This window comes from Streptomyces sp. NPDC001880 (assembly GCF_053594575.1).
This window is the reverse complement of sequence record NZ_JBSFET010000033.1, coordinates 1-13785: the sequence shown is the minus strand read 5'-3', so window position 1 is coordinate 13785 and position 13785 is coordinate 1. Positions and strand designations below refer to the sequence as shown.

General features: G+C 70.5%; 12 protein-coding genes and 1 pseudogene. 12 read left to right on the top strand and 1 reads right to left on the bottom strand.

Annotated features, from left to right (window positions below):
- Positions 1 to 165: 165 nt before the first annotated feature.
- Positions 166 to 1107, bottom strand: coding sequence for a cation diffusion facilitator family transporter (locus ACWCQ6_RS19530; RefSeq protein WP_451090736.1), 942 nt, complete (start codon positions 1105 to 1107; stop codon positions 166 to 168).
- A gap of 437 nt (positions 1108 to 1544) precedes the next feature.
- Here ACWCQ6_RS19530 and ACWCQ6_RS19525 point away from each other — a divergent pair, with 437 nt between their 5' ends.
- The 12 genes and pseudogenes from ACWCQ6_RS19525 to ACWCQ6_RS19470 all read left to right on the top strand — a co-directional run.
- Positions 1545 to 3314 carry a DUF5941 domain-containing protein gene (locus ACWCQ6_RS19525; RefSeq protein WP_451090823.1) on the top strand — a complete coding sequence of 590 codons (1770 nt, stop codon included), beginning with the start codon at positions 1545 to 1547 and terminating at the stop codon, positions 3312 to 3314.
- On the top strand, positions 3311 to 4048 hold the full coding sequence (locus ACWCQ6_RS19520) for a phosphocholine cytidylyltransferase family protein (protein WP_451090734.1): 738 nt from the start codon (positions 3311 to 3313) through the stop codon (positions 4046 to 4048). Before ACWCQ6_RS19525 ends, ACWCQ6_RS19520 begins: the two co-directional genes overlap by 4 nt.
- A complete protein-coding gene (locus tag ACWCQ6_RS19515) occupies positions 4036 to 5097 on the top strand; it encodes an iron-containing alcohol dehydrogenase family protein (protein WP_451090732.1) in 1062 nt (353 codons plus the stop codon). The genes ACWCQ6_RS19520 and ACWCQ6_RS19515 overlap by 13 nt, the downstream gene beginning before the upstream one ends.
- Positions 5075 to 5854 (top strand): CDP-alcohol phosphatidyltransferase family protein, encoded by a 780-nt coding sequence (locus ACWCQ6_RS19510; protein WP_451090730.1) that lies wholly within the window; start codon positions 5075 to 5077, stop codon positions 5852 to 5854. The genes ACWCQ6_RS19515 and ACWCQ6_RS19510 overlap by 23 nt, the downstream gene beginning before the upstream one ends.
- Before the next feature lie 8 nt (positions 5855 to 5862).
- Entirely contained in the window at positions 5863 to 6735 is an 873-nt protein-coding gene (locus ACWCQ6_RS19505) for a glycosyltransferase family 2 protein (RefSeq protein ID WP_451090821.1), read from the top strand.
- Positions 6736 to 6842: 107 nt separating this feature from the next.
- Positions 6843 to 7772, top strand: a complete 930-nt coding sequence (locus ACWCQ6_RS19500) for an ABC transporter permease (protein WP_451090728.1) — start codon at positions 6843 to 6845, stop codon at positions 7770 to 7772.
- Entirely contained in the window at positions 7765 to 8550 is a 786-nt protein-coding gene (locus tag ACWCQ6_RS19495) for an ABC transporter ATP-binding protein (RefSeq protein ID WP_451090726.1), read from the top strand. Before ACWCQ6_RS19500 ends, ACWCQ6_RS19495 begins: the two co-directional genes overlap by 8 nt.
- 445 nt (positions 8551 to 8995) lie before the next feature.
- Complete coding sequence (gene hpnC / locus ACWCQ6_RS19490; RefSeq protein WP_451090724.1) at positions 8996 to 9916, top strand: squalene synthase HpnC; 921 nt, start codon at positions 8996 to 8998, stop codon at positions 9914 to 9916.
- Between the two features lie 29 nt (positions 9917 to 9945).
- A complete protein-coding gene (hpnD, locus tag ACWCQ6_RS19485) occupies positions 9946 to 10866 on the top strand; it encodes a presqualene diphosphate synthase HpnD (protein ID WP_451090722.1) in 921 nt (306 codons plus the stop codon).
- A 118-nt stretch (positions 10867 to 10984) separates the two neighbouring features.
- Positions 10985 to 12373 carry a hydroxysqualene dehydroxylase HpnE gene (gene hpnE / locus ACWCQ6_RS19480; RefSeq protein ID WP_451090720.1) on the top strand — a complete coding sequence of 463 codons (1389 nt, stop codon included), beginning with the start codon at positions 10985 to 10987 and terminating at the stop codon, positions 12371 to 12373.
- Positions 12370 to 13473 (top strand): polyprenyl synthetase family protein, encoded by a 1104-nt coding sequence (locus ACWCQ6_RS19475; protein ID WP_451090719.1) that lies wholly within the window; start codon positions 12370 to 12372, stop codon positions 13471 to 13473. Before hpnE ends, ACWCQ6_RS19475 begins: the two co-directional genes overlap by 4 nt.
- A gap of 108 nt (positions 13474 to 13581) precedes the next feature.
- Positions 13582 to 13785, top strand: a pseudogene (locus ACWCQ6_RS19470) (squalene--hopene cyclase); the annotation flags it as partial.

Sequence of the window (13785 nt, the reverse complement as noted above, 5' to 3'; positions counted from 1 at the left end):
CGGTGCGAGTCGGGGTGCTAGCCGTGAACCCGGGAGATGAGGAAGGACCGGATGCTGCGCCGGGCGGGCGCCGTCGCGACGGTCATCAACCTCAACTCCTCTCTCGTGCACGGGGAGGCCGAACGCCTCTGCGAATACCCTACACGGCCCCGTCGGACGGGGATCTCAGTGACAGAGCCTGGCCTCGTGCTCGGCGTGGCCGCTCGGCTCCAGCTGGAAGGTGCAGTGCTCCACGTCGAAGTGGACGCCCAGGCAGCCCTGCAGCTCGTGAAGGAGCTTCTCGTGCCCGATCGAGTCGAGCATGTCCTGGCGCACCACCACATGGGCGGAGAGCACCGGCATTCCCGAGGTGATCGTCCAGGCGTGCAGGTCGTGTACGTCCAGCACGCCCGGCAGGGCGGTGATGTGGGCCCGCACCTCGCCCATGTCGACCCCCTTGGGGGCCGACTCCAGCAGCACGTTGAGCGTCTCCCTGAGCAGCTTCACGGTCCGGGGGACGATCATCAGGCCGATGACCAGCGAGGCGATCGGGTCGGCGGCCTGCCAGCCGGTCGCCAGGATGATCCCCGCCGAGATCAGCACCGCGAACGAGCCGAGCGTGTCCGCGAGCACCTCCAGATAGGCGCCGCGCACATTGAGGCTGTCCTTCTGTCCGCGCATCAGCAGTGAAAGCGAGACCATGTTGGCGACCATGCCGGCCACGGCGAAGGCGATCGTCAGCCCGCCCCTGGTCTCGGCGGGGGTGATGAAGCGTTCGACGGCCTCGAAGAGCAGGAAGCCGCCCACGCCGAGCAGCAGCAGACAGTTGGCGAGCGCGGCGAGGATCTCGGCACGGGCGTAGCCGAAGGTGCGGTTCAGCCCGGCCGGACGGTTGGCGAAGTGGATCGCCAGCAGCGCCATGGCCAGACCGAGCGCGTCGGTCGCCATGTGGGCCGCGTCGGCGATCAGCGCGAGCGAGTCGGCGAGCACACCGCCGACGATCTCCACGACCATCACGGTGAGTGTGATGCCGAGCGCGATCCGCAACCGCCCCTTGTGCGCGGCGGCCGCCGTGCCGGTGGGCGGCGGACCGCCGTGTGTGTGCCCGTGGTCGTGCCCTGCCCCCATGGGGAATGCCTCCCGGTCGTCTCGCGGTCCCGGACGCGGTCGGCCCGGACATTGTCAGTCAACTACGGGTGGGGGGTATCCGGCAACACGGTACTGAACACCGTTGTCATATGCTCTGACCTGCGGAAATGCTTGCAGGTCAGAGTGGCGGCGCGAGGGACGGGAGCGGAGCGCACCGACGCGTTTTGTCAGGCGAGGCGGCGATCGACGATGATGATCGCGAGCGGCCTCGCATGATGCCGGTCCACCTCGAACAGAGCGCAAACGGGCAGTGAACTCGTGCTTCCGTTGATCCGATAGCCTCTGCCGACGTGCCGCCGGCCCGCATCCGGGCCGCACAGTCGCGCCCCGACCCCGTCAGCACCAAGGAGTGAGTTCGTCTGTCGACCGCCATCCTCACCGGTGCACCGGTACCCGGATCGTCGCTCGCGGACGATCTGCGGTTGCTGGGCTTCGACGTACAGGCCGCCGCCGATGTGACCGAGGCCGCACGGCTGCTCTCGGCCGTTCCTGCGGACCGTCGCGTCGCACTGGTCGACCCCCGTTTCGTCGGCCATGTCCACGCCCTCCGGCTCGGACTGACCGACCCGCGCTTTCCCGCCGCCACCGTGCCCGGCGCGCTCACCGCGCAGCCGGAGGCGCGCCCCGCGCTCGTCCGGGCCCTGGACACCACGGCCGAGGCCGTCGGCGCCGACGTACCCACGGGCCCGCCGGACGCACCGGTCACCGACCGCACCGTGCCGGGCCGTATCGCCCGCACCATGGACGCCGAAGGCACCGCCGTGCAGCGCCCCGAGCTGGGCTCGCTGGTCGCGGCCGTGCCGGTCGACGAGCCCGCACGGGAAGCGGCACAGAGCGCCCGCGCCGCGGTCGACGACGAGGCGGTGCGGCTGCGCAGCGCCGTCAAGGCCCACGACGGCTTCTTCACCACGTTCTTCATCAGCCCGTACTCCCGGTACATCGCCCGCTGGTGCGCCCGCCGCGGTCTCACGCCGAACCAGGTCACCACCGCGTCCCTGCTGACCGCGCTGGTCGCGGCCGGCAGCGCGGCGACCGGCACCCGCGGCGGCTACATCGCGGCCGGGCTGCTGCTGCTCGTCTCCTTCGTCCTGGACTGCACCGACGGGCAGCTCGCCCGCTACTCGCTCCAGTACTCGACGATGGGCGCCTGGCTGGACGCGACCTTCGACCGGGCCAAGGAGTACGCCTACTACGCGGGCCTTGCGCTCGGTGCCGCCCGCGGCGGTGACGACGTATGGGCGCTCGCGCTCGGCGCGATGGTGCTCCAGGCCTGTCGGCATGTCATCGACTTCTCGTTCAACGAGGCCAACCACGACGCGGTGGCCAATTCGAGTCCCACGGCAGCACTCTCCGACCGGCTCGACAGCGTCGGCTGGACCATCTGGATGCGCCGGATGATAGTGCTGCCGATCGGTGAGCGCTGGGCGATGATCGCGGTACTGACCGCGGTGACCACTCCCCGGATCGTCTTCTACGCCCTGCTGATCGGCTGCGCCTTCGCCGCCTGCTACACCACCGCCGGACGGCTGCTGCGCTCCCTGACCCGTAAGGCCGAGCGCACCGACCGCGCCGCCCGGGCGCTCGCCGAGCTGGCCGACTCCGGACCGATCGCCCAGTTCGTCGCCGCGGTCGGGCCCCGGCTCGGGGGCAGCTGGAGCCCCCCGGTCACGGCCCTGCTCGCCGGGGCGCTCATGATCGCCTCCGCGCTCTCGCAGCCCTTCGGCAGCTGGCACACCATCCTGGCCGCGGTGGTCTACGCGATGCTTTCCGGCATGGCCGTCTCCCGCCCGCTCAAGGGCGCCCTCGACTGGCTCGTACCCCCGATATTCAGGGCGGCGGAGTACTGCACCATCCTCGTTCTGGCCGCCCGCAGCGATGTCCAGGGAGCCCTTCCCGCGGCTTTCGGGCTGGTCTCGGCCGTCGCCTACCATCACTACGACACGGTGTACCGCATTCGCGGCGGCACCGGCGCGCCGCCCCAGTGGCTGGTGCGCATGATCGGTGGGCACGAGGGCCGCACCCTGGTGGTGGCCGTACTCGCCGCCGTGTTCACTCAGCATCCGGCTTTCACCGTGGCACTCACCACGCTCGCTGTGGCGGTGGCACTGGTGGTGCTCGTGGAGTCCATCCGCTTCTGGGTGTCCTCCGGAGCACCCGCCGTTCACGACGAAGGAGAACCCGCATGATCGGCCTCGTACTGGCAGCCGGTGCAGGACGGCGTCTGCGCCCCTACACCGACACGCTTCCGAAGGCGCTCGTGCCTGTCGACGGCGAGAAGACGGTTCTGGACCTCACGCTGGCCAACTTCGCGGAGATAGGCCTCACCGAGGTCGCCGTCGTCGTCGGCTACCGCAAGGAAGCCGTGTACGACCGCAAGGCCGAACTCGAGGCGAAGTACGGCGTGACCCTCACCCTGATCGACAACGACAAGGCCGAGGAGTGGAACAACGCCTACTCCCTGTGGTGCGCCCGCGAGGTACTCAAGCGCGGCGTCATCCTGGCCAACGGCGACACCGTCCACCCGGTCTCCGTGGAGAAGACCCTGCTCGCCGCCCGGGGCAACGGCCAGAAGATCATCCTCGCCCTCGACACGGTGAAGCACCTCGCCGACGAGGAGATGAAGGTCATCACCGAGAACGGCAAGGGTGTGCGGCGCATCACCAAGCTGATGGAGCCGGCCACCGCGACCGGTGAGTACATCGGCGTCACCCTCATCGAGCCCGAGGCCGCCGAGGAACTCGCGGACGCCCTGAAGACGACCTTCGAGCGCGACCCCGACCTCTACTACGAGGACGGCTACCAGGAGCTCGTGAACCGCGGCTTCACCGTCGACGTGGCCCCCATCGGCGAAGTGACGTGGGTGGAGATCGACAACCACGACGACCTCGCGAAGGGCCGTGAGATCGCGTGCCAGTACTGACCCGGCTCATTCCGTCCCCGGTCGTCGTCGACATCCGCAGCGGCGCCCTGGACGACCTGGCCGGCCTCCTCGCGGACCAGCGGATCTCCGCCTCCGGCAAGCTCGCCGTGGCGATCAGCGACGGCTCGGGGCGTGCCCTGCGCGAGCGGCTGACCCCCGCGCTGCCCGGCGCCCACTGGTACCCCGTGAGCGACGGCACCCTCGACTCGGCGGTCAAGCTGGCCGACGACATCAAGGGCAACCGGTACGACGCCGTGGTCGGCCTCGGCGGCGGCAAGATCGTCGACGTGGCGAAGTACGCGGCGGCGCGGGTCGGGCTGCCCATGGTCGCGGTGGCGACGAACCTCGCCCACGACGGTCTGTGCTCGCCCGTCGCGACGCTCGACAACGACAACGGCCGGGGCTCCTACGGAGTCCCCACCCCGATCGCCGTGGTCATCGATCTCGACATCGTCCGCCAGGCACCGGCTCGCTTCGTGCGCTCCGGCATCGGCGACGCGGTCTCCAACATCTCCTGCGTGGCCGACTGGGAACTCGCCCACGAGGTCAAGGGCGAGGAGATCGACGGACTCGCTGCGGCCATGGCCCGCCAGGCCGGCGAGGCCGTGCTCCGCCACCCCGGCGGGATCGGCGACGACGCCTTCCTCAAGGTGCTGGCCGAGGGCCTCGTGCTGACCGGCATCTCGATGTCCGTCGCCGGGGACTCCCGGCCGGCCTCGGGCGCCTGCCACGAGATCAACCACGCCTTCGACCTGCTGTACCCCAAGCGCGCGGCCAGCCACGGCGAGCAGGTCGGCCTCGGCGCCTGCTTCGCCATGCACCTGCGCGGCGCGTGCGAGGAGTCGCTGCTCATGGCGGCCACCCTGCGCCGGCACGGCCTGCCGGTCCTGCCCGGCGAGATCGGCTTCAGCGCCGACGAATTCGTCCAGGCCGTCGACTACGCCCCGCAGACCCGCCCGGGGCGGTTCACCGTCCTGGAACACCTCAACCTGTCCACCGACCAGATCAGGGACGCGTACGCCGACTATGCAAAAGCCATCCATAGCTGAACTCCGTCCGGTCGTGCACCCCCCGGGTGTCAAGGACCGGCGCAGCGGTGAGCACTGGGCTGGTCGGCTCTACATGCGCGAGATCTCGCTGCGCATCGACCGGCACCTGGTGAACACCAAGGTCACCCCCAACCAGCTGACCTACGTGATGACGGTCGCCGGAGTGCTCTCCGCGCCGGCCCTGCTCGTCCCGGGCATCCCCGGCGCGCTGCTCGGGGTGCTCATGGTCCAGCTCTACCTCCTGCTCGACTGCGTCGACGGCGAGGTGGCCCGCTGGAAGAAGCAGTTCTCGCTCGGCGGGGTCTATCTGGACCGGGTCGGCGCGTACCTCTGCGACGCGGCCGTGCTGGTCGGCTTCGGCCTGCGCGCCGCCGACCTGTGGGGCACCGGGCGGATCGACTGGCTCTGGGCCTTCCTGGGCACGCTCGCGGCCCTCGGCGCCATCCTGATCAAGGCCGAGACCGACCTGGTCGGCGTCGCCCGTCACCAGGGCGGGCTGCCGCCCGTCAAGGAGGCCGCCTCGGAGCCGCGCTCCTCCGGGATGGCGCTCGCCCGCCGGGCCGCCGGCGCGCTCAAGTTCCACCGGCTGATCCTCGGGGTCGAGGCGTCACTGGTCGTCCTGGCGGCCGCCGTTCTCGACGCAGTCCGTGACGACCTGTTCTTCAGCCGCCTCATGGTCGCGGTGCTGGCCGGCATCGCACTGCTCCAGACGCTCCTGCACCTGGTGTCGATCCTGGCGTCGAGCAGGCTGAAGTGAGCACGCCCATGAAGCTCGGCGCGGTCGTCATCACGATGGGCAACCGTCCCGAAGAGCTCCGGGCCCTCCTCGATTCGGTCGCCGGGCAGGACGGCGACCGGATCGAGGTGGTGGTCGTCGGCAACGGCGCCCCCGTACCGGACGTCCCCGCAGGTGTGCGGACCGTCGAACTGCCCGAGAACCTGGGCATCCCCGGCGGCCGCAATGCCGGGATCGAGGCCTTCGGCCCGTCCGGCGCCGACGTGGACGCCCTGCTCTTCCTGGACGACGACGGACTGCTGCCGCTCGCCGACACCGCCGAGCTGTGCCGGCAGGCCTTCGAGACCGATCCCGAACTGGGCATCATCAGCTTCCGCATCGCCGACCCGGACACCGGTGTCACCCAGCGCCGCCACGTACCGCGGCTGCGTGCCTCCGATCCGATGCGCTCCTCACGCGTGACGACGTTCCTCGGCGGCGCCAACGCCGTACGCACCAAGGTCTTCGCCGAGGTCGGGCCGCTGCCCGGCCGGTTCTTCTACGCGCACGAGGAGACCGATCTCGCCTGGCGGGCGCTGGACGCCGGCTGGATGATCGACTACCGCGCGGACATGGTCCTCGACCACCCGACGACCGCCCCTTCGCGGCATGCGGTGTACCACCGCATGGTGGCCCGCAACCGGGTCTGGCTGGCCCGCCGCAATCTGCCCGCCCCCCTGGTGCCGGTCTACCCGGGTGTGTGGCTGCTGCTGACCCTGCTCCGCAAGCCCTCGGGCCCCGCGCTGAAGGCCTGGTTCGGCGGCTTTCGGGAAGGCTGGTCCACGCCGTGCGGAACCCGCCGTCCGATGAAATGGCGCACGGTGTGGCGGCTGACCAGACTCGGCCGACCTCCCGTGATCTGAGAGGCTCACCTCTGAGAGCATGGGACGTACGTTTTCTCCACGGGACCTGTCCGCTCCGAGCCGCGCCCCCGACCGGCTGCGCATCTTGAATACGAGAGTTTCATCTGGTGAGTGACACAACCCCTGATGGTGCGGTGGCATTGAGCACCCCACCATTCGCCGACGACGGCCTGAGCCCGGCCGAGCTGGCCGCCAAGTACGGTCTGACGGTGAGCGGCGCCCGGCCGGGGCTCTTCGAGTACATCCGGCAGCTCTGGGGCCGGCGCCACTTCATCATGGCGTTCTCCAGGGCGAAGCTGACTGCCCAGTACAGCCAGGCGAAGCTCGGCCAGCTGTGGCAGGTGGCCACACCGCTGCTGAACGCCCTGGTCTACTACTTGATCTTCGGGCTGATCCTGGGCACCCGGAGGGGAATGACCCAGGAGGTCTTCATCCCGTTCCTGGTGACCGGCGTCTTCGTCTTCACCTTCACCCAGAGTTCGGTGATGGCGGGCGTACGGGCCATCTCCGGCAATCTGGGCCTGGTCCGGGCACTGCACTTCCCGCGTGCCTCGCTGCCGATCTCGTTCTCGCTCCAGCAGCTCCAGCAGCTGCTGTACTCGATGATCGTGCTCGCGGCCGTGGCCGTCGCCTTCGGCAGCTACCCGAGCCTGTCCTGGCTGCTGATCCTTCCGGCGCTGGTCATGCAGTTCGTCTTCAACACCGGTCTGGCGCTGATCATGGCCAGGCTCGGCAGCAAGACCCCCGACCTCGCCCAGCTGATGCCGTTCGTCATGCGGACCTGGATGTACGCCTCGGGCGTCATGTTCTCCATCCCGGTGATGCTCGAGGACAAGCCGGACTGGATCACCAACGTGCTGCAGTACAACCCGGCGGCCGTCTACATGGACCTGATCCGCTTCGCGCTGATCGACGGGTACGGCGCGGAGAACCTGCCGGCGCACGTCTGGATCGTGGCGCTCGCCTGGGCGCTTCTCATCGGCATCGTGGGCTTCGTGTACTTCTGGAAGGCAGAGGAACGGTACGGCCGTGGCTGACGACAAGAATCCGGGGCGCGTTCCCACCGTCATCGCCGACGATGTGCACATCGTGTACCGCGTCAACGGCGCCGGAGGCGGCAAGGGCAGCGCCACCGCGGCGCTGAGCCGGATCCTGCGCCGCGGCAAGGGCGAATCGCGCGGTGTGCGCAAGGTGCACGCCGTCCGCGGGGTCTCCTTCACCGCCTACCGGGGCGAGGCGATCGGCCTCATCGGGACCAACGGTTCCGGCAAGTCGACGCTGCTGCGGGCCATCGCCGGCCTGCTGCCGACCGAGCACGGCAAGGTCTACACCGACGGGCAGCCCTCGCTGCTCGGGGTGAACGCCGCGCTGATGAGCGATCTGACCGGCGAGCGCAACGTGGTCCTCGGCGGCCTCGCGATGGGCATGTCCCGCGAGGAGATCCGCGACCGCTACCAGGGGATCGTCGACTTCTCCGGAATCAACGAGAAGGGCGACTTCATCACCCTGCCGATGCGCACGTATTCCTCCGGCATGGCCGCGCGCCTGCGCTTCTCCATCGCCGCCGCCAAGAACCACGACGTCCTCATGATCGACGAGGCGCTGGCCACCGGTGACCGCAAGTTCCAGATCCGCTCCGAGAAGCGCATCAGGGAGCTCCGCAAGGAGGCCGGCACCGTCTTCCTGGTCAGCCACAGCAACAAGTCCATCAGGGACACCTGTGACCGGGTGCTGTGGCTGGAGAAGGGCGAGCTGCTGATGGACGGCCCGACGGACGAGGTGCTCAAGGCGTACGAGCGCGAGACCGGCAAGTAGCGGCCCTCCCGGTCCCACGACGCCAAGGCGGCCCTTGCCGGTACTCCGGCAGGGGCCGCGGTGGTGTCCCGATCGTGGACCACCACCGGCGCTCTCCACGCCCGGCGGTATGTCCCGCACCGGATCTCGTCCCGACGGATGACGCCAATTGCTTTGTGTACGAGGAAGGTTGGCGGGGCGGGAAGCGTTGCTGCGGCGCGCTCAACACCCCGCCGTATGGATGAGGGTTGTACAACGTAAGCTGTAGCGGTGCTGATTCGAGGCAAGTAGGGGCGATCGCGCCCAGGGCACGGCCCGTAGGCAGCGCTCCGCACTCGGCAGAGCGGGCGGCGTGTCCGGAATGGGATGTTTTGGGTCAGCAGTGTAGAACGGGAGATGTGACGGCCATGACGGAAAGTCTCCAGCTCCGAGGTGCTCACGCCGTCCCAGCGCCGGGCGGTCCCTGGTGACCCGTACCCGGCAGACGCACCCCGATGACGTCGTGCCCAGCACCCTCGACAAGGCCGCGGACGAGAACTTCCCCGTAGCCCCCTTCTTCCTGCCCCGCGCCTGGCGCGACGACCTCATGGCCGTCTACGGTTTCGCCCGCCTCGTCGACGACATCGGCGACGGCGACCTCGCCCCCGGCGGCGCCGACGCCCGCCACCTCGGCGTCGATCCCGCGCGGGCCGACGACCGGCTCGCCGTGCTCGACGCCTTCGAGGCCGATCTGCACCGGGTCTTCGACACCGCGGGCGACGGCCCTGGCCACCCCCTGCTGCGTGCCCTGTGCCCCACGGTGCGGCGCTGCGCGCTCACCCCCGAACCCTTCCTCGGCCTCATCGAGGCGAACCGGCAGGACCAGAAGGTCCGCCGCTACGGGACGTACGAGGAGCTCCTGGCCTACTGCGAGCTCTCCGCCAACCCCGTGGGCCGGCTGGTCCTGCAGATCACCGGGACCGCCAGCCCCGAACGCATCCGCCGTTCGGACGCGGTCTGCACCGCCCTCCAGATCGTCGAGCACCTCCAGGACGTCACCGAGGACCTCGGCCGCGACCGGATCTATCTCCCCGCCGACGACATGGCGCGGTTCCGCGTCGACGAAACCGATCTCGCCGCTCCCTCGGCGAGCGCATCGGTGCGTTCACTGGTTGCGTACGAGGCGGAACGCGCTCGGGAACTGCTGAATGAAGGCACCCCCCTGGTGGGTAGCGTCCACGGCAGGCTCAGGCTGCTTCTCGCCGGATTCGTGGGAGGGGGGCGCGCCGCCCTCACCGCGATCGCGGCCGCCGGGTTCGACGTACTGCCCGGACCCCCCAAGCCCACCAAGCCCAGCCTGCTGCGCGAGGTGGGAGTTGTCCTGCGAAGAGCGCGTAGAGAGGGGTGAGCCGGACCGTGGAGGGACAGACGACGTACATGTCGGCACCAGTGCAGGCCGCATACAGTTACTGCGAGGCGGTCACCGGACAGCAGGCGCGTAACTTCGCGTACGGCATCAGGCTGCTGCCGGCCGAGAAGCGACAGGCCATGTCGGCGCTGTACGCCTTCTCCCGGCGCGTCGACGACATCGGCGACGGCGAGCTGGACGCGGACACCAAGCGGGCCCGCCTGGAGAGCACCCGTACCGTCCTGGACCGGATCCGGGACGGAGCGGTCGACGAGGACGACACCGACCCGGTGGCCGTCGCGCTGGCCGACGCCGCGCGCAGATTCCCGCTCCCGCTCGGCGGGCTCGACGAGCTCATCGACGGCGTGCTGATGGACGTGCGCGGCGCGACCTACGAGACCTGGGACGACCTCAAGGTCTACTGCCGCTGTGTCGCGGGTGCCATCGGCCGCCTCAGCCTGGGGGTCTTCGGTACCGAGCCCGGCGCCCCGGGGGCCGACCGGGCCGCGGAGTACGCCGACACGCTCGGCCTCGCCCTCCAGCTGACCAACATCCTGCGCGACGTCCGCGAGGACGCGGGCAACGGGCGTACGTATCTGCCCGCCGACGACCTCGCCAAGTTCGGCTGCTCGGCCGGCTTCCACCGGGCCGTACCACCGCCCGGCGCCGACTTCGCCGGCCTCGTCCACTTCGAGGTGCGACGCGCCCGCACCCTGTTCGCCGAGGGGTACCGGCTGCTGCCCATGCTGGACCGGCGCAGCGGAGCCTGTGTCGCGGCCATGGCAGGGATCTACCGCCGGCTGCTCGACCGGATCGAGCGCGAGCCCGAGGCGGTGCTGCGCCGCCGGGTCTCGCTGCCGGGCCACGAGAAGGCGTATGTCGCGGTGCGCGGCCTGTCGGGTCTCGATGCCCGGTACATCTCCCGGCGCACCACGAGGGGGCGTGCCTGATGCGCCATGAGGACATCTCGCGCACCATGTGCAAAACGGAGCCCCGATCCGGCCGGCGATCAACCCCGCGCCGCGCCGACGCGTCCCAGACTGAAGTGAGCCGGCGAAAGGAGGACGCATGACGGACGACGCCCCGCGCTCCTCCCGCGCGGTCGTGATCGGCGGCGGCCTCGCCGGAATCACCTCGGCGCTGCGCCTCGCCGACGCCGGGATCGACGTGACCCTGCTCGAAGGCAGGCCCCGACTCGGCGGCCTCGCCTTCTCCTTCCGGCGCGGCGAACTGACGGTCGACAACGGACATCATGTCTATCTGCGCTGCTGCACCGCCTACCGCTGGTTCCTCGACCGTGTCGGCGGGGCCCACCTGGCGCCCCTGCAGAACCGTTTGGATGTGCCCGTTCTCGATGTCGCGCGCCCCTCGGGCCCCCGGCTGGGACGGCTGCGCCGCAACGGGCTGCCGGTGCCCTTCCACCTCGCCGCCGGACTGGCCGGCTATCCGCACCTCTCGCTCGCCGAGCGGGCGGGCGTGGGCCGAGCCGCACTGGCACTCGGCCGCCTGGACCCCGACGATCCCGCACTCGACGCCGTGGACTTCGGCAGCTGGCTCGCCCGGCACGGCCAGTCGCCGCGCACCGTCGAGGCGCTCTGGGACCTGGTCGGCGTCGCCACGCTCAACGCCACCGCGCCGAACTCCTCGCTGGCCCTGGCGGCGAAGGTCTTCAAGACCGGACTCCTCTCCGAGCCCGGCGCCGCCGACATCGGCTGGGCGAGCGTGCCCCTCGGCGAGATCCACGACACGCTGGCCCGCAAGGTCCTCGACTCCGCCTCGGTCCGTACCGAACTGCGCACGAAGGCCACCTCCCTAACCCGTACGGAGGACGGCCGCTGGGCCGTGGACACCGGCGCCGAACGGATCGAGGCGGATGCCGTCGTCCTCGCCGTCCCGCAGCGTGAGACCCACGGCCTGCTGCCCGAGGGTGCGCTCGACGAGCCCGGGCGGCTGCTCGGCATCGGCACGTCGCCGATCCTCAATGTGCACGTCGTCTACGACCGCACGGTGCTGCGCCGCCCGTTCTTCACCGCGCTCGGCTCCCCGGTCCAGTGGGTCTTCGACCGCACGGACGCCTCGGGACTCACCGGCCCCGGGCAGTACCTCGCCGTGTCCCAGTCCGCCGCCGACGAGGAGATCGACCTTCCCGTCGCCGAGCTGCGTGCCCGCTATCTGCCCGAGCTGGAGCGGCTGTTGCCGACCGCCCGCGGGGCCGGTATCAGGGATTTCTTCGTCACCCGGGAGCGTGCGGCGACCTTCGCCCCCGCCCCCGGCGTCGGCCGGCTGCGGCCGAGGGCCCGTACCCGTCTTCCCGGCCTCTGTCTGGCCGGGGCGTGGACGGCCACCGGCTGGCCCGCGACGATGGAGGGTGCCGTCCGCAGCGGGTTCAGCGCGGCGGACGCCGCGCTCCGGGCGCTCGGCCGCTCCCATGAACATCCGCTGCAGGAGGCGGCATGAGCAGTACCACCGGAACAAGAGGAGAGTCAGTGACCCCGGCGAATCCGGCTTTCGACACCGTGGCCGACCCCACGGACGTCACCGCGCTTCTGGAGCGCGGACGGGCCCTTTCCACGCCGGTGCTCCGGGCCGCCGTTGACCGGCTCGCACCGCCCATGGACACCGTCGCCGCCTACCACTTCGGCTGGATCGACGCCCAGGGACAGCCCGCAGACGGCGACGGCGGCAAGGCCGTCCGCCCGGCCCTCGCCCTGCTGTCCGCGGAGGCAGCGGGCGCAGCGGCCGAGGCCGGCGTCCCCGGCGCCGTGGCCGTGGAACTCGTGCACAACTTCTCGCTGCTGCACGACGACCTGATGGACGGCGACGAACAGCGCCGCCACCGCGACACCGTCTGGAAGGTGCACGGCCCCGCGCAGGCGATCCTGGTCGGCGACGCGCTCTTCGCCCTGGCCAACGAGGTCCTGCTGGAGCTCGGCACGGCCGAGGCGGGCCGCGCGACGCGCAGGCTGACCGTGGCCAGCCGCAAGCTCATCGACGGGCAGGCCCAGGACATCTCCTACGAGCACCGCGAGCGGGTCACCGTCGAGGAGTGCCTGGAGATGGAGGGCAACAAGACGGGCGCCCTGCTCGCCTGCGCCTGCTCCATCGGCGCGGTCCTCGGCGGCGCCGACGACCGGACCGCCGACACCCTGGAGGCGTACGGACACCACCTGGGCCTCGCCTTCCAGGCCGTCGACGATCTGCTCGGAATCTGGGGCGACCCCGAGGCCACCGGCAAGCAGACCTGGAGCGACCTGCGCCAGCGCAAGAAGTCCCTGCCGGTCGTCGCCGCGCTCGCCGCGGGCGGCCGAGCATCGGAGCGCCTGGGCGAGCTGCTCGCGGCCGACGCCAAGAGCAGTGAATTCGACAGCTTCTCCGAAGAGGAGTTCGCCGCTCGTGCGGCACTCATCGAGGAGGCGGGCGGCCGCGATTGGACCGCCCAGGAGGCACGTCGGCAGCATGAGGTCGCCATCGAGGCACTGCACCGCGTCGACATGCCGCAGACCGTGCGGGCGCAGCTCACGGCGCTCGCGGACTTCGTCGTCGTACGAAAGAGATGATCACTATCTGCTTCATATGACTCGCAGTCGCCGGCCGGTGCCCGTATCAGGCACCGGCCGACGGAGACCCCAGCACAGCAGAGGACCTGACTGCACGAAGGGGAAGCCATGACAGCGACGACCGACGGAAGCACCGGGGCCGTGAACCCCCGCGCAGCCTCGGCCAGTGAACCGACCGACACAACCGTCGCCGCGGACGATGTGTTCACCACCGCGCGGCGGGCCGCGGAACGCTCGGTTGAGCACCTCCTCGGCAGGCAGGACGAGCAGGGCTGGTGGAAGGGCGACCTCGCCACCAACGTCACGATGGAC

What these genes read in the sequence shown, in the direction of transcription:
- ACWCQ6_RS19530 (WP_451090736.1), bottom strand. Translation starts at nt 1,107, where the DNA reads ATGGGGGCAGGGCACGACCACGGGCACACACACGGCGGTCCGCCGCCC.
- ACWCQ6_RS19520 (WP_451090734.1), top strand. Translation starts at nt 3,311, where the DNA reads ATGATCGGCCTCGTACTGGCAGCCGGTGCAGGACGGCGTCTGCGCCCC.
- ACWCQ6_RS19510 (WP_451090730.1), top strand. Translation starts at nt 5,075, where the DNA reads ATGCAAAAGCCATCCATAGCTGAACTCCGTCCGGTCGTGCACCCCCCG.
- ACWCQ6_RS19505 (WP_451090821.1), top strand. Translation starts at nt 5,863, where the DNA reads ATGAAGCTCGGCGCGGTCGTCATCACGATGGGCAACCGTCCCGAAGAG.
- hpnD (WP_451090722.1), top strand. Translation starts at nt 9,946, where the DNA reads ATGTCGGCACCAGTGCAGGCCGCATACAGTTACTGCGAGGCGGTCACC.
- hpnE (WP_451090720.1), top strand. Translation starts at nt 10,985, where the DNA reads ATGACGGACGACGCCCCGCGCTCCTCCCGCGCGGTCGTGATCGGCGGC.
- ACWCQ6_RS19475 (WP_451090719.1), top strand. Translation starts at nt 12,370, where the DNA reads ATGAGCAGTACCACCGGAACAAGAGGAGAGTCAGTGACCCCGGCGAAT.